This window comes from Micromonospora sp. ZG13, from assembly GCF_059359355.1.
Genome location: NZ_JCADBQ010000004.1, coordinates 109,262 through 127,662 on the forward strand (window position 1 = coordinate 109,262; position 18,401 = coordinate 127,662).

The 18,401-nt window shown below is 74.9% G+C and carries 17 protein-coding genes and 3 tRNA genes; 12 read left to right on the top strand and 8 right to left on the bottom strand.

Features of this window, described 5'->3' with window-relative positions:
• Positions 1 to 33: 33 nt before the first annotated feature.
• The gene (locus AC5L34_RS10970) at positions 34 to 909 is read right to left on the bottom strand and encodes a 3-methyladenine DNA glycosylase (RefSeq protein ID WP_441175401.1); all 876 of its coding nucleotides are present in this window, start codon (positions 907 to 909) and stop codon (positions 34 to 36) included.
• A 129-nt stretch (positions 910 to 1,038) separates the two neighbouring features.
• Complete coding sequence (locus tag AC5L34_RS10975; protein ID WP_441175400.1) at positions 1,039 to 2,322, bottom strand: hypothetical protein; 1,284 nt, start codon at positions 2,320 to 2,322, stop codon at positions 1,039 to 1,041.
• Between the two features lie 238 nt (positions 2,323 to 2,560).
• On the opposite strand from AC5L34_RS10975, the gene AC5L34_RS10980 reads away from it, so the two are divergent.
• From AC5L34_RS10980 to AC5L34_RS10995, 4 genes are all read left to right on the top strand, one after another.
• Positions 2,561 to 3,364, top strand: a complete 804-nt coding sequence (locus AC5L34_RS10980; protein ID WP_441175399.1) for a fumarylacetoacetate hydrolase family protein — start codon at positions 2,561 to 2,563, stop codon at positions 3,362 to 3,364.
• Between the two features lie 108 nt (positions 3,365 to 3,472).
• Positions 3,473 to 3,544 (top strand) — tRNA-Gln (locus AC5L34_RS10985).
• Between the two features lie 134 nt (positions 3,545 to 3,678).
• A tRNA-Glu gene (locus AC5L34_RS10990) sits at positions 3,679 to 3,751 on the top strand.
• Positions 3,752 to 3,973: 222 nt separating this feature from the next.
• Positions 3,974 to 4,046 (top strand) — tRNA-Glu (locus AC5L34_RS10995).
• Here the strand turns inward: AC5L34_RS10995 and AC5L34_RS11000 are convergent.
• Positions 4,044 to 4,217 carry a hypothetical protein gene (locus tag AC5L34_RS11000; RefSeq protein WP_441175398.1) on the bottom strand — a complete coding sequence of 58 codons (174 nt, stop codon included), beginning with the start codon at positions 4,215 to 4,217 and terminating at the stop codon, positions 4,044 to 4,046. The genes AC5L34_RS10995 and AC5L34_RS11000 overlap by 3 nt on opposite strands.
• Positions 4,218 to 4,269: 52 nt before the next feature.
• On the bottom strand, positions 4,270 to 4,956 hold the full coding sequence (locus AC5L34_RS11005) for an IclR family transcriptional regulator (RefSeq protein WP_013284529.1): 687 nt from the start codon (positions 4,954 to 4,956) through the stop codon (positions 4,270 to 4,272).
• 49 nt (positions 4,957 to 5,005) lie between these two features.
• Here AC5L34_RS11005 and leuC point away from each other — a divergent pair, with 49 nt between their 5' ends.
• From leuC to AC5L34_RS11025, 4 genes are all read left to right on the top strand, one after another.
• Positions 5,006 to 6,454, top strand: a complete 1,449-nt coding sequence (gene leuC / locus AC5L34_RS11010; RefSeq protein WP_441175397.1) for a 3-isopropylmalate dehydratase large subunit — start codon at positions 5,006 to 5,008, stop codon at positions 6,452 to 6,454.
• 12 nt (positions 6,455 to 6,466) lie between these two features.
• Positions 6,467 to 7,054: a 3-isopropylmalate dehydratase small subunit gene (leuD, locus tag AC5L34_RS11015; RefSeq protein ID WP_441175396.1), complete on the top strand. Its 588-nt coding sequence runs from the start codon at positions 6,467 to 6,469 to the stop codon at positions 7,052 to 7,054.
• 172 nt (positions 7,055 to 7,226) lie between these two features.
• On the top strand, positions 7,227 to 7,913 hold the full coding sequence (locus AC5L34_RS11020; protein ID WP_441175395.1) for an HU family DNA-binding protein: 687 nt from the start codon (positions 7,227 to 7,229) through the stop codon (positions 7,911 to 7,913).
• 171 nt (positions 7,914 to 8,084) lie between these two features.
• Positions 8,085 to 10,103, top strand: coding sequence for an endonuclease/exonuclease/phosphatase family protein (locus tag AC5L34_RS11025; protein WP_494824732.1), 2,019 nt, complete (start codon positions 8,085 to 8,087; stop codon positions 10,101 to 10,103).
• Between the two features lie 135 nt (positions 10,104 to 10,238).
• On the opposite strand, the gene AC5L34_RS11030 is transcribed toward AC5L34_RS11025, so the two are convergent.
• Genes AC5L34_RS11030 through cofC form a run of 4 tightly spaced genes read right to left on the bottom strand, consistent with a single transcriptional unit; the run spans position 10,239 to position 14,512 of the window.
• Positions 10,239 to 11,198, bottom strand: coding sequence for an NUDIX hydrolase (locus AC5L34_RS11030; RefSeq protein ID WP_494824734.1), 960 nt, complete (start codon positions 11,196 to 11,198; stop codon positions 10,239 to 10,241).
• 24 nt (positions 11,199 to 11,222) lie between these two features.
• On the bottom strand, positions 11,223 to 13,604 hold the full coding sequence (locus tag AC5L34_RS11035; RefSeq protein ID WP_494824736.1) for an RNA degradosome polyphosphate kinase: 2,382 nt from the start codon (positions 13,602 to 13,604) through the stop codon (positions 11,223 to 11,225).
• A gap of 53 nt (positions 13,605 to 13,657) precedes the next feature.
• Positions 13,658 to 13,855, bottom strand: coding sequence for a cold-shock protein (locus AC5L34_RS11040; protein ID WP_199184673.1), 198 nt, complete (start codon positions 13,853 to 13,855; stop codon positions 13,658 to 13,660).
• Positions 13,856 to 13,876: 21 nt separating this feature from the next.
• Positions 13,877 to 14,512, bottom strand: a complete 636-nt coding sequence (gene cofC, locus AC5L34_RS11045) for a 2-phospho-L-lactate guanylyltransferase (protein ID WP_441175391.1) — start codon at positions 14,510 to 14,512, stop codon at positions 13,877 to 13,879.
• A 129-nt stretch (positions 14,513 to 14,641) separates the two neighbouring features.
• On the opposite strand from cofC, the gene AC5L34_RS11050 reads away from it, so the two are divergent.
• The 4 genes from AC5L34_RS11050 to AC5L34_RS11065 are packed head-to-tail and all read left to right on the top strand — an operon-like array spanning position 14,642 to position 18,312.
• Positions 14,642 to 15,379 (top strand): lysophospholipid acyltransferase family protein, encoded by a 738-nt coding sequence (locus tag AC5L34_RS11050; RefSeq protein WP_494824738.1) that lies wholly within the window; start codon positions 14,642 to 14,644, stop codon positions 15,377 to 15,379.
• Entirely contained in the window at positions 15,376 to 16,374 is a 999-nt protein-coding gene (locus AC5L34_RS11055) for an NAD(P)H-dependent glycerol-3-phosphate dehydrogenase (RefSeq protein ID WP_441175389.1), read from the top strand. The genes AC5L34_RS11050 and AC5L34_RS11055 overlap by 4 nt, the downstream gene beginning before the upstream one ends.
• A gap of 5 nt (positions 16,375 to 16,379) precedes the next feature.
• Positions 16,380 to 17,492, top strand: a complete 1,113-nt coding sequence (locus AC5L34_RS11060; protein ID WP_494824740.1) for a cystathionine gamma-lyase — start codon at positions 16,380 to 16,382, stop codon at positions 17,490 to 17,492.
• A gap of 28 nt (positions 17,493 to 17,520) precedes the next feature.
• Entirely contained in the window at positions 17,521 to 18,312 is a 792-nt protein-coding gene (locus tag AC5L34_RS11065; protein WP_494824742.1) for a putative protein N(5)-glutamine methyltransferase, read from the top strand.
• The last annotated feature ends 89 nt before the right edge of the window (positions 18,313 to 18,401 follow it).

The window sequence follows — 18,401 nt, forward strand, 5'->3', positions numbered from 1 at the left end:
CTCATGAAGCAGACGGTAGCCGGGTGGGCCCGCTCACCCGTCGGTCGTCGACAGCAGCCGGTCGCACTCGGCGACCAGTCGCGCCCGCAGCGGCGCGGCACGCTGCGCGAACTCGCGCTGCCGCGCGACGTACTCGGCCTTGCCCTCAGGAGTCTCGATGGCTACTGCCGGTTCCCCGTAGGAGGAGAAGTCGTACGGGGACGCCTGCATGTCGAGCAGCCGGATGTCCCTCGCCAACTCGAAGCAGTCGAGCGCCAGATCCCCCGGAACCGCAGGGCCCAGCTTGGTTGCCCACTTGTGGCAGTCCATCGAGGCATGCAGGCAGCCCGGCTGGTCAAGCTCTACCTGGCTCTCCCTCGTTGGTTGGAGCCGGTTGAGGCCAACCGCGTCAGGGGTGAAGAACCGGAACGCGTCGAAGTGCGTGCAGCGGATCTGGTGAGACTCGACCACCGCGTCAGTTCCCTCTTGCCCAAGTCGCAAGGGGAGTGGATGCCGATGCTCACGTTGGCGGTACACCATCGCCCACTCATGCAGGCCGAAGCAGCCAGTGAAGGCTGGTCGTGACGAGATGGCGGACAAGAGTCGATGGATGAAGCGCACCGACTCGGCCCGGTCGGCGAGGAACGCTGCGACGTCGAAGCTCACGATCCCGTCCGCGTCCGTGGCATACCAACGCCACTGCCGGTGCGGGGCAGAGCCGTGCGGTCCCGGTTCCAAGGAGACGCCCACGCCGGGGTGCCACCGTCGGAGCACGGAGGGGCGGGTGCCGTAGTAGTCGTACAAGAAGTCATCGATCGCGTGGCGTTCCCTCGTGGCCTTGCGGGCGCGGTGGCCTGCGGTAAGGGAGTCGGCGCGCTTCTCGTGAGCTTCCAGGAGGGGAAGCCAGCTTGCGGCGGGGATGCTGGTCAACGGTCCGGACCCTTGTCGTCCCGCTCGTGCGCCCGGCGCCGGGCCTGCCAGCGCGCCGCGTCGAGCACGGCGGTCGGGGCGAGGGGGGCGGTCACGGACCCCAGGGTACGACCGCCGCCCCGCGCCCGGTCAGGGCACGTCCACCCGGACCCCGGCGGAGAACACCCCGCTGCGCAGCTCCAACTGCTGCGGTGGCGCCTTCCCGTCGACGGTGAAGACCAGCGGCAGCACCGCCCGGCTACCGGCGGCCATCGGCTGGGCGAAGACGTCCCGGCCCTGGTTGGCCGCCCGGGTCGCCTGCTCGTCGGTGCTGACGAAGTTGCCGTCGGGCAGGTACGCCCGTTGCAACCGGCCGTGCCAGCTCTGCTGCTCGGGGGTGAGGTTGCGCACCCCGACCGTGGCCTGGCACTGCCGGGCCGCCGTGCCGGGCTCGCACGCCACCCGGTACACGGTGAACTCGAACGCCGACTCGCGCAGCGGCTCGCCCACCACCCCGTTGATCCCACGGCCGACCCACGCGCCGCTGGTCGGCTGGCTGTCGGGGTCGACGGAGGCGACCTTGCGGGTGGCCGTCCAGGCGGCGGTGCCCAGCGTGCCCGCGAGCACCACGGCGGCCACCGGGACGATCAACCAGACGGACGGCTTGCGGCGCAGCTGCTCCGGGCGCGGTGCGGCCGGGCGCGGGTAGACCGTCCCCGGCCCCTCGTCGGTCAGGGCCGCCGCGACCGGGCGCCGGCGTCGGCGCCACGTCCATGCCCCGCCCACCGCGAGCACCGCCACCGTGGCGAGCCCCGCCAGCAGCACCGGCGTCCGGCGCCACGGCGGCGCCTCGGTCCGCTCGGGCGCCGCGGCCGGCGCGGCCGCGCTCCAGGTCGCGGTCGCGCAGTCGTACGGCCGGCTGCCGTCGCGGGCGAACGCGCAGGCCGGCGCGGTCAGCGGCCGGGCCGGGGCGGCGGTGGTGAGCGCCGTGCCCAGGGTGGTGGTGCTGCGGGCGGGCAGCTTCAGCTGCCAGGTCACCTCGGTGGCCGACTGCCCGGCGCCGCGGGTGGCCCGGCCCCCGTCGGTGATGGCGGTCGCCGAGGCGCCGGGCGGCAGCTCCTGCCGGACCGTGGTGTCCACCGGCGTACCGCCGCTGTTGCGGACCTGGATGCGGTAGCGCGGCGCCGGCGTGTTCTCCGGCACCACCGCGACCGTGACCGGCGGTTTCGCCACCGGCGGGGCGGCCCGGGTCGGGGTGGGCACCGCCGGGGGCGCCGACGGCATCGCCGGCTCCGGCGTCGGTGCGACCACCGGTGGTGGTGGCGCGGCCGCCGCTGGTGGGGCCGCCGCGGGCAGTGCCGGCACGGCGGCGAGAATGCCGAGGCAGTGTACGAACACTGCGAGGGCCCTGTGGTGTCGTGTCGATGCAGGCATACGAACGAACCTCCGGAGCCGACGCTAGGGGCGCGGCGACGCCGGGCGGGTACGAAGTCGTGAACTCGGCCCGGCCGGGCGGCCGGCGGCGTATGGTGCACCGCCCGGCGTCCGGGGCAGGTGCTCCCGGCCTCCGGGTGCGCCGGTGGCCCGGGCCGTCAGGGTGTGCCGGTGCTCGGTCCGCGCGCCTCGTCGCGGCCTCGGCCGGGGCGCGGTTCGCCGGGGCTAGATTGGCCTGGTGCGTATCGCTCGTTTTGCTCATGCCAAGGGAATGTCGTTCGGGGTCGTCGAGGGCGAGCCGGAGGCGGGCCCGCAGGGTCTGACCGTCGCCGAGATCGAGGGCCACCCGTTCGGCCAGATCACCTTCAGCGGCGCCCGTTGGGCGCTGTCGGACGTCCGCCTGCTCTCGCCGATCCTGCCCAGCAAGGTCGTCTGCGTCGGCCGCAACTACGCCGAGCACGCCGCCGAGCACGGCAGCGAGGTGCCCAAGGAGCCGCTGCTCTTCCTCAAGCCGTCCACCTCCGTGATCGGCCCCCGGGACGCGATCCGGCTGCCGATCTTCTCGAAGCAGGTCGAGCACGAGGCCGAGCTGGCGGTGGTGATCGGCGCGCCGGGCGCCCGACGGGCCGACCGGGCCGCCGCGGAGCGGGCCATCTTCGGCTACACCTGCGCCAACGACGTCACCGCCCGGGACCTCCAGCGTTCCGACGGCCAGTGGACCCGGGCCAAGGGCTTCGACTCGTTCTGCCCGATCGGGCCGTGGATCACCACCGGGCTCGACGTCCGCGACGTGGAGATCCGCTGTGAGGTGGGTCGCAACCCGGAGGAGATGGAGGTCCGCCAGATCGGCCGGACCCGCGACATGGTCTTCGACGTGCCGGCGCTCGTGTCGTACGTCTCGCACGTGATGACGCTGCTCCCCGGCGACGTGGTGCTCACCGGCACGCCCGCCGGGGTTAGCCCGCTCCTGGACGGGGATACGGTCACCGTGCGGATCGAGGGGATCGGGGACCTGACCAACCCGGTGGTGCCCGTCGCCTGATCCGCGTCGAGGCCCTGTTTCCGCAGTTCAGGGGCGGTTTGGGGGGGCTCGATTTGGCCCGCTGGCGCCGGGAGGGTAAAGTTTGATCCCGGCACCGCAAGGGGCCAATGGGGTATGGGGTAATTGGCAGCCCGACTGATTCTGGTTCAGTTAGTCTAGGTTCGAGTCCTGGTACCCCAGCGCAGCCGAGGTTCGCGAGAGTCTCGGGCGCTGGATCTCGTAGGAGACGGCTCCGGTTCCCGACAGGGGATCGGGGTTCTCTCTGATAGAGTCCAGCGGCACCGCCCGACAGGGTGGTGCCGCGAGCAGGTTCTGGCCCCGTCGTCTAGCGGCCCAGGACGCCGCCCTCTCAAGGCGGTAGCGCCGGTTCGAATCCGGTCGGGGCTACATCTCGAACGGCCCGTTCCACTCCGGTGGGGCGGGCCGTTTCGCATGTCCCGCGCCCACGCCTCCACGATCTCCCGCGCCGGCGCCTCCCCGGGTGGCGCGACGGGGCGGGAGATCGCGCCGCTCCCGACCGGCCCGGCCGCCCCGATTTCCGTCTCCCGAGGGGACGCCGCTAGACTACAGCGGCACCGCTCGCAAGGGTGGTGGAAGCAGTGAAGTCTTGGCCCCGTCGTCTAGCGGCCCAGGACGCCGCCCTCTCAAGGCGGTAGCGCCGGTTCGAATCCGGTCGGGGCTACACCTCGAACGGCCCGTTCCACTCCGGTGGAACGGGCCGTTCGGCATTCCACCCCGCCCACCCCGCCCGGGGCTGCGCCCCCGGCCTGACCACGCCGCTGTCGGTCGTGTCGACCAAGAAGTTCGCGTCCGATCCGGCGTCGAACCCGGTCGCGAACTTCTTGATCGACACGCGGCCGACAGGGGCCGACGCGGGGCCGATGGGAGGGCGGGGCGGTGGGGGCTCAGAGGCCGGAGAGGCGTTGGCCGGCTCGGACCACGGCCATCGCGTGGCGTTCGCCGGGGCGGCGTCCGAGGCGCTCGATGGGGCCGGAGATGCTGATCGCGGCGATGACCCGACCGGTGCGGTCGCGGATCGGCGCCGAGACGCTCGCCACACCGGCCTCGCGTTCGGCGACGCTCTGCGCCCAGCCGCGACGGCGTACCTCGGCGAGGGTGCGGCCGGTGAACTTCGACCGGGGCAGCAGCGGCATCACCGCCTCGGGCGGCTCCCAGGCGAGCAGGATCTGCGCCGCCGAGCCGGCCGTCATCGGCAGCACCGAGCCGACCGGCACGGTGTCGCGCAGGCCGCTGGCCCGCTCGGCGGCGGCCACGCAGATGCGCTCGTCGGCGCGGCGCAGGTAGAGCTGGGCGCTTTCGCCCGTCGCGTCCCGCAGCGCCGCGAGCAGCGGCTCCGCCGCCGTCAGGAGCACGTCCGGCGCCGCGTTGGCGAGCTCACCCAGGCGCGGGCCGGGACGCCAGCGCCCCTGGGTGTCCCGGACCAGCATCCGGTGGATCTCCAGCGCCTGCGCCAGCCGGTGCGCGGTGGCCCGGGGCAGCTTGGTGCGTTCAACGAGTTCGGCCAGGCTGGCGCCGTCGACGCAGGCGGCCAGGATGACCACCGCCTTGTCGAGAACGCCGACACCGCTCATACTGTGTCCCACAAGCCGAAACTTACCTCCCAGAATTTAGGATGTCCAGATGGTGGGAGTCACTACTACCGAGCCGAGGACCCTGGCCGAGAAGGTCTGGGACGCGCACGTCGTACGGTCCGCCGAGGGCGAGCCCGATCTGCTCTTCATCGACCTGCACCTGCTGCACGAGGTGACGAGCCCGCAGGCCTTCGACGGGCTGCGCCTCGCCGGGCGCCGCGTGCGCCGCACCGACCTCACGCTCGCGACGGAGGACCACAACACCCCGACGGGGTACGCCGACCCGTCGTTCCGGCAGCGGCGCGGCGACCTGCTCACCATCGCCGACCCCACCTCGCGTACGCAGATCGAGACGCTGCGGCGCAACTGCGCCGAGTTCGGCGTGCGGCTGCACCCGCTGGGCGACGAGAACCAGGGCATCGTGCACGTCATCGGCCCGCAACTCGGTGTCACCCAGCCCGGCATGACCATCGTCTGCGGCGACTCGCACACGGCCACCCACGGCGCGTTCGGCGCGCTCGCGTTCGGCATCGGCACGAGTGAGGTCGAGCACGTGCTGGCCACCCAGACGCTGCCGCAGGCCCGGCCGAAGACGATGGCGGTGAACGTGACGGGGCGGCTCGCCCCGGGGGTCACCGCCAAGGACCTGATCCTCGCGCTGATCGCCCAGGTCGGCACGGGCGGCGGGCGCGGGCACATCGTCGAGTACCGCGGCGAGGCGATCCGGTCGCTGTCCATGGAGGGGCGGATGACGATCGCCAACATGTCCATCGAGTGGGGCGCCAAGGCCGGCATGATCGCGCCGGACGAGACCACCTTCGCGTACCTGAAGGGGCGGCCCAACGCGCCGAAGGGCGCCGACTGGGACGCGGCGGTCGAGTGGTGGCGGACCCTGCCCACGGACGAGGGCGCGACCTTCGACGCCGAGGTGACCCTGGACGCCGGCGCCGTCACCCCGTTCGTCACCTGGGGCACCAACCCCGGTCAGGGCGCGCCGCTGGGCGCGGTGGTGCCCACGCCGGAGGAGTTCGGCACCGAGGCCGAGCGGACGGCCGCCCGGCGCGCGCTGGAGTACATGGACCTGCGCCCCGGCACCCCGCTGCGGGACCTCGCGGTCGACGTGGTCTTCGTCGGCTCCTGCACCAACGGCCGGCTGGAGGACCTGCGGGCCGCCGCCGACGTGCTGCGCGGCAGCCGGGTCGCCGACGGGGTGCGCATGCTGGTCGTGCCCGGTTCCGCCGCCGTGCGCGAGGCGGCGGAGGCGGAGGGCCTGGACAAGGTCTTCACCGACGCAGGCGCCGAGTGGCGCTTCGCCGGCTGCTCCATGTGCCTGGGGATGAACCCCGACACGCTCTCGCCGGGCCAGCGCTCCGCCTCCACCTCCAACCGCAACTTCGAGGGCCGCCAGGGCCGGGGCGGACGCACCCACCTGGTCTCCCCGCCGGTCGCCGCCGCCACCGCCGTGGCGGGCCGGCTGGCCGCTCCCGCCGACCTGTAGAAGGGCACCCAGATGGAGAGGTTCACCACCCACACGGGCACCGCCGTGCCGCTGCGGCGGTCCAACGTGGACACCGATCAGATCATCCCCGCCGTGTACCTCAAGCGGGTGACCCGGACCGGTTTCGCGGACGGCTTGTTCAGCGCCTGGCGCGAGGACCCGGAATTCGTCCTCAACGATCACGCCCATTCGGGTGCGTCGATTCTTGTGGCCGGTCCGGAGTTCGGCACGGGCTCCTCCCGGGAGCACGCCGTCTGGGCGCTGCGCGACTGGGGCTTCCGCGCCGTGATCTCGCCCCGCTTCGGCGACATCTTCCGCGGCAACGCCCTCAAGGAGGGGCTGCTCCCGGTCGAGCTGGAATTGAAGACGGTCGAGGAGATCTGGGACCGGGTGGAGGCCGACCCGAGCACTCCGGTGACGGTCGACCTGACCGCCCGCGAGGTGCGTCTCGGGGATGCCACCTGGTCGTTCCCGATGGACGACTTCAGCCGCTGGCGGTTGCTGGAGGGCTTGGACGACATTGGACTCACCCTCCGCCACGAGGCGCAGATCAGTGCCTTCGAGGCCGCCCGGCCGCCGTTCCTGCCCTCGGTCGCATAGCCGTACGCCCGATCCCACAGCGGTTTCCGCCCCCACCGGTCTCGCCGGTGGGGGCGAATCCGTTACGACACAAGGGCTTTTTTCGACCGAATGTTTGTGTCCCGGCAGCACAGGGCATACGGTGCGCGCAGAATGGCTCGCGTCGAGTCAGTTGCACAATCGGGAGGAAGTCGTGAACAAGGCCGAGCTCATCGAGGCGCTCGCCGTTCGCCTGGGGGACCGGAAGACGGCGACGGCCGCGCTCGACGCGGTCCTCGCTGAGGTCCAGGCGGCGGTCACCAAGGGCGAGAAGGTGGCGATCACCGGATTCGGAGCGTTCGAAAAGCGTGTCCGGGGTGCCCGAACAGCGCGCAACCCGCGTACCGGCGAGGCGGTGAAGGTCAAGAAGACATCCGTCCCGACCTTCCGTCCCGGCGCCGGGTTCAAGGAGATGGTGGCCAGCGGCAAGGTGCCGAAGGCCACGGCGGCGGCGAAGAAGACCACGGCGGCCGCCGCCAAGACCACGACCGCCGCCAAGAGCACGGCGGCGGCCAAGACGACGGGGGCCAAGGCCACCGGGGCGAAGGCCACCGGAGCCAAGGCGACCGGGGCGAAGGCCACCGGGACCAAGGCGGCGGGCGCGAAGGCGACCGGGGCCAAGGCGACCACGGCGGCCAAGAAGGCCCCCGCGGCGAAGGCGACCAAGACCACCGCGGCGAAGAAGACCGCGACCACCAAGGCCGCCCCGGCGAAGAAGACCACCGCGGCGACGAAGGCCACGGCGGCGAAGAAGACCGCCACGACGGCGAGCAAGAGCGCGGCGGCCAAGAAGACCGCCGCGAAGAAGGCCCCGGCCAAGAAGGCCGCGACCAAGCGCTGAGCCCAGCGGTACGGCAAGGGCGTCCACCGGCCGGTGGACGCCCTTCGTCGTGTCCGCCCCCGACGCGTCGACGGCTTCGGCGGCACCGTCGTACTGCGGCACCGTTGACCGGGACCGTGCCCCGCCCGCAGAATCGCCGCACCCCTTCCGGTCGGCGAAAGGCAGCCCCCGGTGCGCTACCGCCATTTCCCCACCGTCACCCTCGCCCTCGGCGTCGTGCTCCTGGTCGACGTCCTGCGCGTCTTCCTGCCAGCGGTCATCACCATCTTCGGGCAGGCCGCCTCGACCCCCGCCGAACTGCTGGGGGCCTTCGCGTTCGGCTGGTTCCTGCTGGCCCTGGCCGCGCCCGCGCTGATCCGCCGGGTCGGCGCCCGCCCCGTCACGCTCGCCGCCGCGCTGCTGCTGGTCGTGGCCCGCCTCGCCGTCAACGGCCAGCCGGGCGGGCCACTCCAGCTCTGGCTCGCCACGGCCGGGCTGCTCGCCGGGCTGGTCTGGCTCGCCGGCGCCGCCGCCACCACCGACCGCCCCGTCCCCGGGCTGGCCCTCGGGCTGGCGGTCGGCGCCCTGCTGCACACGGCGCTGGACACGTACCGCTCGGCGTTCTTCGGGGACTGGCCGGCGTGGCTCGCCGCCGTCGCGGTCGCCGGCCTCTTCCTGGCCGGGCAGGCGCGGCCCGCGTCGGCGGCCGGCCCGGGCGGCGTACGGAGCTGGCTGCTGGCCGGGCCGGCGCTGCTGCTCGCCGGCATGGTGGCGCTCTCCCCGGCGGTCGCCCGGACGGCGACGTCGTACCAGTTCGGGCTCCTGCGCTCGGACCCCGCCGACGCGGTGGGGGTGGCCACGGTGCCGCTGTTCGGCGTCGCCCCGCTCGCCGTGGCGGTCGGCGGTTTCCTGCTCGCCGCGCTGGCGTCGCCCCGGCAGGGGGCCTGGCGGTGGCTCGGGCCGGTGGCGCTGGTCGCCGGGGCCGTCCTCGTCGCCCTCGAACGCGGGGAACTGCTGCTGCCGGCCGTCCTGCTCAGTGCCGTCGGCCTCGGCGCGTGCCTGGCGTCGGCCGGCGCGGCCGACGGCGGGACCCGGGGCGGCACCGACGCCACCGGCGCCCCGGGTCCCGCCGTCGGCGGGCAGGACCCGGTCCAGGACGGCGGCCAGGACCCGGCGCGGGCGGCCAGGCGGCGCGGGTACGCGGCCGTCGCCGGGATGCTCGTCTTCGCCGTCGCGGCGGTGGCCTACTACGCCGCGTACGACCTCGGCCACCCCAACGCGGGGGTGCCGGTGGCGGTGGCGGTGCTGGTCGCCGCCGTCGCGCTGGCGACCCGGCCCGCCCCTTCGCGTGACCGCGCCCGGGCGGGTAGCGGGCCCGGTCGTCCGGCCCCGGGCCCGCTCCGCCCGTCCCTGCCGCCGGTGTGGACGGCCGCCTCGGCCGCCGTACTGACGCTGCTGGCGGCGGTGGCCAGCGACGAGCTGCTGTCCGCCAGCAACCGGGACGGGCCGCCGGAGACGGTGCGGGTGGTGGCGTACAACGTCCGGATGGGGTTCGGCATCCACGGCCGCTTCGACCCGGACGCGCTGGCGCGCGCCGCCGCGGGGGCCGACGTCGTGGCACTCAGCGAGGTGGACCGGGGCTGGCTGCTCAACGGCGGGCACGACACGCTCGACCTGCTGGCCGAGCGGCTGGACATGCCGTACGTCTTCGCGCCGGCCGCCGATCCGCTCTGGGGCGACGCCGTGCTGAGCCGGTGGCCCCTGGACGCGGCGCGGACCCGGCCGCTGCCGGCGGTCGGCGCGCCCACCGGGGCGCAGGCGCTCGGGATCACGGTCGACTTCAGCGAGGACGTCCGCCTCGCGGTGGTCGCCACCCACCTGCAACCGCCGCCCGGCGAGGATCCGGTGGTCCAGGCCCGGGCGGTCGCCGACTTCGCCGTGCGGTACGCGGCCGGCCGGCCCCTGGTGGTCGCCGGCGACCTGAACACCGAGCCGGGCGACCCGGCGTTCGCGGAGTTCACCCGGGCGGGTCTGGTCGATGCGCTGGCCGCCGCCCGTCCCCTGCCGACCAGCCCGGCCGACGCCCCGCGCCAGCAGATCGACCACGTCTTCGTCACTCCCGACCTGACGGCCGGCGAGGCGGCGGCCCCGCCCGGGACGGCCAGCGACCACCTGCCGGTCGCGGTGACCCTGACCCTGCCCCGGGGCTGACCCGCCCGCACGCGCCCGCGTCCGTGCCGTCCCGGGGCGGACCGGCCGGGTGACCCGCCTCCGCGTCGTCCCCGTCGGAGGCGGTCGAGGGTGGGCCTGATCCGCGTCGGAGGCGGTCGAGGCGCCTGATCCGTGTCAGAGGCGGTCGAGGGCGAGCAGCCGGTCGCCCGCGAAGGCGAGCAGCCAGCCACCGCCCTTCGGCGTGGTGAGGTCGTCCGACCGCCCGCTGAGGCGGGCCAAGGCGCCCGGGATCACCTTGCCCTGGCTGCACACCCCGGCGGGCTCCCCGGTGGCCGCCAGCGCGGCCAGGCGGGCGGCGGCGGCCAGCGTGCACTCGTCGGGGTGCTGGCCGGGGCGCGGCTCGTCCAGGTCGCCGTCGACCTCGATCGGCAGGTCGAGCAGCGCCGCCGCCGGGTCGAGGGTCTGTACGCAGCGGCGGGCCGACGCCGACAGCAGGCGTACCGGGCGGGACAGCGCCACCAGCGGGGCGAGCGCGTGGGCCTGCGCCCAGCCCTGCGCGTCGAGCGGCCGGGCGGTGTCGGGGCCGGACCAGGTGGCCCGCTTGCCGGCGTGGGCGTGCCGGACCAGCGTCACCGTCCCGGTGACCGTCGGCAGGGCCGCGAACGCGGCCAGCACCTCGGCGTCGTGCGGGTAGCTGACCAGCCGGACCGCCTCGTCGACGCCCAGCCAACGCACGTCATCGACCTCGGTGGCGGGCTGGAAGCCGCCGGTGGCCGCCGCCCGCATCGACCAGTAGTCGACCACCTTCGGGCGGCCCTCGCTGCGGTAGCGCACGGTCGGCAGCCGCACCTGCGGCACCGCCCGGACGTCGGCCTCCTCGGCCACCTCCCGGACGGCGGCGAGCAGCGGATGCTCGCCGCGTTCCAGCTTGCCCTTGGGCAGCGACCAGTCGCCGTAGCGGGGCCGGTGCACCAGGCAGACCAACACCCCGCCGCGCGCGCGCCCGTCGGCCGGCCCGGGGTCGTCGGCGGGACGCCACACGACACCGCCCGCCGCCCGGATCGGCGGCCCCGCGTCGCCGCCCGCGGTCGGCCAGCTCCGACCGGGGCCGGCCGCGTCCCGCTCATCCAGCATCTGGTCAGCCTATGCGCGTACGGGTCAGCCCGCCGTGCCACCGACACGACGCAGCAACAACTCCTGGAGGTGGACCCGCGGCTCGTCGGCCGTGCCGGTACGCCGGCTCCAGGTGCCGTCCGGCGCCAGCTCGAAGGCGTCCACGTCCGGGCTCATCGCGGCGGTCAGCACGTGGTCCAGCTCGGCGCGGGCGACCGGGTCGCTCACCCGCACCAGCGCCTCGACCCGGCGGTCCAGGTTGCGGTGCATCAGGTCGGCCGAGCCCATCCAGAACTCGGCGTCGCCGTCGTTGCCGAACCGGAAGATCCGGGAGTGCTCCAGGAACCGGCCCAGGATCGAGCGGACCCGGATGTTCTCCGACAGGCCGGGCACCCCCGGGCGCAGCGTGCACATGCCCCGGATCACCAGGTCGACGTGGACGCCGGCGCGGGAGGCCCGGTAGAGCGCGTCGGTGATCTCCTCGTCGACCAGCGAGTTCACCTTGATCTGCACGAGCCCCGGCATGCCCAGCCGGACGTGCGCGATCTCCCGTTCGATGCGCTCGATGAGCCCGCTGCGGATGCCCTGCGGCGCCACCAGCAGCCGCCGGTACGCGGTCTGCCGGCTGTAGCCGGTCAGCACGTTGAACAGGTCGGTCAGGTCGGCGCCGATCTCCGGGTCGGCGGTGAGCATGCCGAAGTCCTCGTAGAGCCGGGCGGTCTTCGGGTGGTAGTTGCCGGTGCCGATGTGGCAGTAGCGGCGGATCTGGTTGCCCTCCTGACGTACGACCAGGGCGGTCTTGCAGTGTGTCTTGAGCCCGACCAGGCCGTAGACGACGTGACAGCCGGCGCGCTCCAGCGTGCGCGCCCAGCCGATGTTGGCCACCTCGTCGAAGCGCGCCTTCAGCTCGACGAGCACCACCACCTGCTTGCCGGCGGCCGCCGCGTCGACGAGCGCGTCCACGATGGGGGAGTCGCCGCTGGTGCGGTAGAGGGTCTGCTTGATGGCAAGCACGTCCGGATCCGCGGCGGCCTGCTCGATGAAGCGCTGCACGCTGGTGGCGAACGAGTGGTACGGGTGGTGGACCAGGATGTCCCCGTCGCGCAGGGTCGCGAAGACGCTGCGGGGCACCTCGCCCTCGGTGAGCCGGGGGTGGGTGGCCGGCACGAACGGCCGGTCCTTCAGGTCCGGCCGGTCCGCCTCGTTGTAGAGCTGCCAGAGCGCGGAGAGGTCGAGCAGGCCGGGCACCCGCAGCACCTCCTGGTCGTGCATGTCCAGCTCGCGGACGAGCAGTTCCAGCACGTGCTCGGAGACCGAGGTGGCCACCTCCAGCCGCACGGGCGGGCCGAACCGGCGCCGGGCCAGCTCCCGCTCCAGCGCCTGGAGCAGGTCCTCGTCGCGGTCCTCGTCGACCTCCACCTCGGCGTTGCGGGTGACCCGGAACAGGTGGCACTCGACCACCTGCATGCCGGAGAAGAGCTGCCCCAGGTGCACCGAGATCAGGTCCTCCACCGGCAGCATCCGCAGGCCCGGCAGGTCACGGTGCACCCGGACGAAGCGGGGCACGTTGTTCGGCACCTTGACCCGGGCGAAGAACTCGGAGCCGCCGTCGGGGTCGCGGACCGCCACCGCGAGGTTGAGCGACCGCCCCGAGATGTACGGGAAGGGGTGCGCCGGGTCCACCGCCAACGGGGTCAGCACCGGGAAGATCTGCTCCCGGAAGTACGCGCGCAGCCGCTCCCGTTCGGGGTCGTCCAGGTCGGCCCAGCGCAGGATCCGGATGTCCTCGGCGGCCAGCTTCGGCAGCACGTCGTCGGTGAAGCAGGCCGAGTGCCGGGCCACCAGCGTCGCGGCCTTGCCGGCGACCAGCTCCAACTGGGTACGCAGCGGCATCCGGTCGCCGCCGCGTACCGGCAGGCCGGCCTGGAGCCGGCGCTTGAGCCCCGCGACCCGCACCATGTAGAACTCGTCGAGGTTGCTGGCGAAGATCGCCAGGAACTTGGCCCGCTCCAGCAGCGGTGTGCGCGGGTCCTCGGCGAGCGCCAGCACCCGGGCGTTGAAGTCGAGCCAGGAGAGCTCCCGGTTGAGGAAGCGGTCCTCCGGCAGCGGCTCCGGCGGGGGCGGCCCGTCGACGAGGTCGGGCGTCGGCACCTCGGCGGGCGGCGCCGCGTCCAGCACCTCCTCCAGCCCGGCGGAGGCGGCCGCGCCGCCGGTACCGGCGGCGTCGGCCGTGCCGGTCGCGGCGGGCGTTTCCCCCGGGGTCGCGGCGGGCGCGTCGCCCGGGGTCGCGGCGGGCGCCTCCGCCGGGGTGGCGGCGGCCGGGTCGGCGTGGAACCGGCCGTCGGCGCCGCGGGACCGGGCGCCGTTGCGGGGTGCGGCGGGGTCGGTGTGCGGGCGGTTGGCGGAGGGCTTGCGAGGGGTGCTCACCCGCCCATAATCACCCGGATGCGGTTAACGCAAAATGAACTTCGGCCAGCCGCTCAGGCCATCGTCGGCAATGTCACCCGGACCACCTCACCGGCGGCGTCGGTCTCGACGCGCAACCGCTGACCGAGGCGGAGCAGCCGCAGCCCGGAGGCATCGAACGCCCGGGCCGGGAAGGCCAGCTCGGTTCCGTCGTCGAGGAGCAGCGTCCCGCTGCGGGTCGCCGCGTCGTAGGTGGCCACCGTGCCCTGCATGCCCCGCACGCTACACGCCCCTCAGGCCGCGCAGCCGGCGGCGGCCAGGGCGGCCGTGCGGGGCCCCAGCCCGAGCCGGGCCGCCGCGGCCAGGTCGTCGGCGGTGTCCACGTCCCGGCGCAGGCTCGGCCAGTCCCCGGTGAGGGCGAGCGCCCCGCTCGCGGCGTGCGCGGCGGCCGAGCCGACCCCGAAGCGGGGATCCAGGGCCACGCCCGGCGGCGCGGCCAGCAGTACGGTGCCCCGGCCGGGGGCATCGGCCACGAACCGGCGTACGCCCCGGGGGGCCGCCTGCGCCGCCCGCAGCGCCGCCGCCAGCTCGGCCGGGCGCAGCGCGGGCAGGTCGGCGGTCAGCCCGGCCACCCAGCCGCCGCCCGCGGCCGACGCGCCGTGCCGGAAGGCGGCGTTCAGCCCGGCGTCGGGGGCGTCGGGCAGCGCGCGGGCGCCCGCCCGGCGGGCGGCCTCGGCCACGCGGGCGTCGTCGGTGACGACGAGGACCCCGGCGACCGCCGGGCAGGCCCGCACCGCGGCGACCGTGTCGGCGGCCAGGGCCAGCGCCAACTCCTCGTGCGGTACGGCCGGCAGCGCCCCCCGCAGCCGGCTCTTCGCGGCGGCGAGGCGCTTCACCGGGACCACCACGGTCCACCTCGGCTGACTCACACCGCCATCCTGCCAGCCGCACGGCGGTACCCTCTCTGGCCGGACCCGGGTCGAGCAGGCATGATTTCCGCTGCGGGGCGTCACCGGGTGCGGATCCGGTGCGGGGCGGGGCGGCACGAGGAGGCGCGGGTGGCACGGCCGAGGCTGGGGTTCTGGCAATGGTTCGCCGTGGTGCTGGTCAAACCGGTGATGACCGTCTGGACCCGGCGCACCTGGCGCGGCATGGAGCACCTGCGCGGCGACGGCGGTGTGATCATCGTGCCGAACCACATCTCGCACGCCGACCCGCTCGTCGCGGCCCACTTCGTCTACGACTCCGGCCGTTGGCCGCAGTTCCTCGGCAAGGCCAGCGTGTTCCGGGTCCCGGTGATCGGCTGGATCCTGCACCGGTGCCGGCAGATCCCGGTCGAGCGCAACACCGTGGAGGCGGTGCGGTCGCTGGACCACCTCGTCGCCGCGCTCGACCAGGGCGGCGCCGTGGTGATCTACCCGGAGGGCACCATCACCCGCGATCCGGAGCTGTGGCCGATGAAGGGCAAGACCGGTGCCGCCCGGCTCGCGCTCGCCACCGGGGCGCCGGTGGTCCCGCTCGTCATGTGGGGCCCGGAGCGGATGTTCGACCCGCGCCGGTCCCGACTGGACCCGCGCCCCCGGATCCCGGTGACCGTGGTCGCCGGGCCCCCCATCGACCTGGGCCGGTGGGCCGGGTCGACTCCGACGAAGGCCGTCCTCGAGGAGATGACCGACACCATCATGCTGCGCCTTCGTGACATGCTCACCGAGATCCGGGGCGGCACCCCGCCCCCACTGTGGGAACGCCCGGCCCGTCCCGCCGGCGAGCGGCGGCGGCCGGGGGCGGCGGCGTGAGCGGGCACGTCGCGGTCCTGGGGGCCGGCTCGTGGGGCACCGCGTTCGCCAAGATCCTGGCCGACGCCGGCCGGGACGTCACCGTCTGGGCCCGCCGTCAGGCGGTCGCCGACACGATCCGGGCCGAGCGGCGCAACCCGGAGTACCTGCCGGACGTGCTGCTGCCGTCGCGGGTCACGGCGACGGGCGACGCCGCCGAGGCGATCACCGGCGCCGAGCAGGTGGTGCTGGCGGTGCCGTCGCAGACGCTGCGCGGCAACCTGGCCGAGTGGACTGCGCACCTGCATCCGGACGCCACCCTGGTGTCGCTGATGAAGGGCATCGAGCTGGGCACCACCAGGCGGATGAGCGAGGTGATCGTGGAGACCGCCGGAGTCGCCGCCGACCGCGTGGTGGTGGTCTCCGGCCCCAACCTGGCCCCGGAGATCGCCGCCGAGCAGCCCGCCGCCACCGTGGTCGCCTGCACCGACGCCGACCGGGCCACGCTGGTGCAGCGCTCAATCACCACGCCCTACTTCCGTCCGTACACCAACGACGACGTCATCGGCTGCGAGCTGGGCGGCGCGGTGAAGAACGTGATCGCCCTGGCGTACGGCATCGCCGTGGCGATGGGCTTCGGCGACAACACCCGGGCCATGCTGGTCACCCGGGGACTGGCCGAGACGGCCCGGCTCGGCGTCGCCCTGGGCGCCGACCCGCTCACCTTCGCCGGCCTGGCCGGGATGGGAGACCTCGTCGCCTCCTGCTCGTCGCCGATGGCCCGCAACCGCACCTTCGGCGAGCACCTCGGCCGGGGCGCGACCCTGGAGGAGGCCCGCATCGCGACCCGGCAGACCGCCGAGGGCGTCAAGAGCGCGCTGGCCCTGCGCGACCTGGCCCGCGCGCACGCGGTGGAGATGCCGATCACCGAGCAGGTCGAGCTGGTCTGCCACGAGGGCATGGACCCGCGACTCGCCGTCGAGGCCCTGATGAGCCGCACCACCAAGCCGGAGTGAGGGACATGACCGAAGACCGGGACGGCACCCGCTGCGTCCGCGCCGGCCTGCCCGAGCCGGCCCCCGGCCAGCCGTTCCTGCCCGGGCCGGTGTTCGCCGCGCCGTACCACCTGGACCCGTGGGCGGGGCCGGCGGCGGCGCCCGACGGCTACGGCCGGCCGGACAACCCCACCCGGCGGCTGCTGGAGGCGGCGGTCGGGGAGCTGGAGGGCGGCGACTGCCGGGTCTTCGCCAGCGGGCAGGCCGCGATCACCGGGCTGCTGTTGACGGTGCTGCGGCCGGGCGACACCGTGGTGCTGCCGTCGGACGGCTACTTCTCCGTCCGGGCCTTCGCCGCCGACACGCTGGAGGGCATCGGCGTACGGGTGCTCCTCGCCCCGACCGCCGGCCCGCACCCGGCGTTCGACGGCGTACGCCTGGTGCTGCTGGAGACCCCGGCCAACCCGGGCCTGGACGTCGCGGACGTGGCGGCGCTGGCCGCCCGGGCGCGCGCCGCCGGCGCCCTGGTCGCGGTCGACAACACCACGGCCACGCCGCTCGGGCAGCGTCCGCTGGACCTGGGCGCCGACGTCGTGGTGGCCTCCGGGACGAAGGCCCTGACGGGGCACTCCGACCTGCTGATCGGCTACGTGGCGACGCGCTCGGCCGAGCTGCGCGACGCGGTCACCGCCTGGCGGAACGCCACCGGGGCGGTGCCCGGCGCGTTCGACGCCTGGCTCGCCCACCGGTCGCTGGCCACCCTGGACCTGCGGCTGGCCCGGCAGACCGCCAACGCGCGGGCCCTCGCCGAGCTGCTCGCGGGGCGCGACGACGTGACCGGCGTGCGCTGGCCGGGGCTGCCCGGCGACCCGGCCCACCCGGTGGCGTCGGTCCAGATGCGACGGATTCCCGGGGTGCTCTGCTTCGACCTCGGCGACGCCGCGCGGGTGGCGCGGTTCCTCGACGCGGCCCGGCTCGTGGCCGCCGCCACCTCCTTCGGCGGCCTGCACACCACGGCGGACCGGCGGGCCCAGTGGGGCGACGACACCCCGCCCGGCTTTGTCCGGCTCTCCTGCGGCGTCGAGGATCCCGTCGACCTGGTCGCCGACGTGGCCGCCGCGCTGGACGCCAGCCGCTGACACCCCGCGCCGGGCCCGGAGGTCCTCCATGACCGTCTTCTCCTTCCGCCCCGATCGGCCCGCCCTCGTGCACCGGCTGCGCGCCGCGGGCTGCGTCTACGCCGAGGACGAGGCGGAGCTGCTGATCGCCGCCGCCGACTCGGCCGAGGCGCTGGCCGACCTGGTCGAGCGCCGGGTCGCCGGGCTGCCGCTGGAGCACGTGCTCGGCTGGGCCGAGTTCTGCGGCGAACGGATCGCCGTCGACCCCGGCGTGTTCGTGCCGCGTGCGCGTACCGCCCTGCTGGTCGACGCCGCCGTCGCGGTGACCGGGCCGGCGGCGGCCGTCGTGGACCTGTGCTGCGGTTCCGGCGCCACCACCGTGGCCCTGGCCCGCCGGCTCGCGCCGCGCTGGCTGGCCGCCGCCGACGTGGACCCCGCCGCCGTGGCGTGCGCCCGGCGCAACCTCGCCCCGCTGGCCGTCCCGGTCTTCGAGGGCGACCTGTACGACCCGCTGCCGGTGCGCTGGCGGGGCCGGCTGGACCTGGTGCTGGCCAACGCCCCGTACGTGCCGACGGCGGCGGTGGCGCTGATGCCGCCGGAGGCGCGGCTGCACGAGGCGCCGGTGGCCCTCGACGGCGGGCCGGACGGGCTGGCGGTGCTGCGTCGCGTGGCCGAGGGCGCGGCGCGCTGGCTGGCCCCGGGCGGGCACCTGGTGGTGGAGGCGGGGGAGACCCAGGTGGACGCGCTGCGCGCGGCGCTGACCGCCGTGGGCCTGCACCCCACCGTGCTCCGCGACGACGAGCGGGACGCCGTCGCCGTCACGGCCCGCCGCCCGGGCTGACCTGCGGCCCGTCGCGGGCGGGCACCCGGCCGGCCGGCGTGCCCGCGTCGTGGCGCTGTCGAGCTGCCCCGTCGATGGGACCGCCCGGC

Coding starts and splice junctions, on each gene's coding strand:
- AC5L34_RS10975 (WP_441175400.1), bottom strand. CDS start 2,322: ATGCCTGCATCGACACGACACCACAGGGCCCTCGCAGTGTTCGTACAC.
- AC5L34_RS11005 (WP_013284529.1), bottom strand. CDS start 4,956: ATGAGCGGTGTCGGCGTTCTCGACAAGGCGGTGGTCATCCTGGCCGCC.
- leuC (WP_441175397.1), top strand. CDS start 5,006: ATGGTGGGAGTCACTACTACCGAGCCGAGGACCCTGGCCGAGAAGGTC.
- leuD (WP_441175396.1), top strand. CDS start 6,467: ATGGAGAGGTTCACCACCCACACGGGCACCGCCGTGCCGCTGCGGCGG.
- AC5L34_RS11030 (WP_494824734.1), bottom strand. CDS start 11,198: ATGCTGGATGAGCGGGACGCGGCCGGCCCCGGTCGGAGCTGGCCGACC.
- AC5L34_RS11040 (WP_199184673.1), bottom strand. CDS start 13,855: ATGCAGGGCACGGTGGCCACCTACGACGCGGCGACCCGCAGCGGGACG.
- AC5L34_RS11060 (WP_494824740.1), top strand. CDS start 16,380: ATGACCGAAGACCGGGACGGCACCCGCTGCGTCCGCGCCGGCCTGCCC.
- AC5L34_RS11065 (WP_494824742.1), top strand. CDS start 17,521: ATGACCGTCTTCTCCTTCCGCCCCGATCGGCCCGCCCTCGTGCACCGG.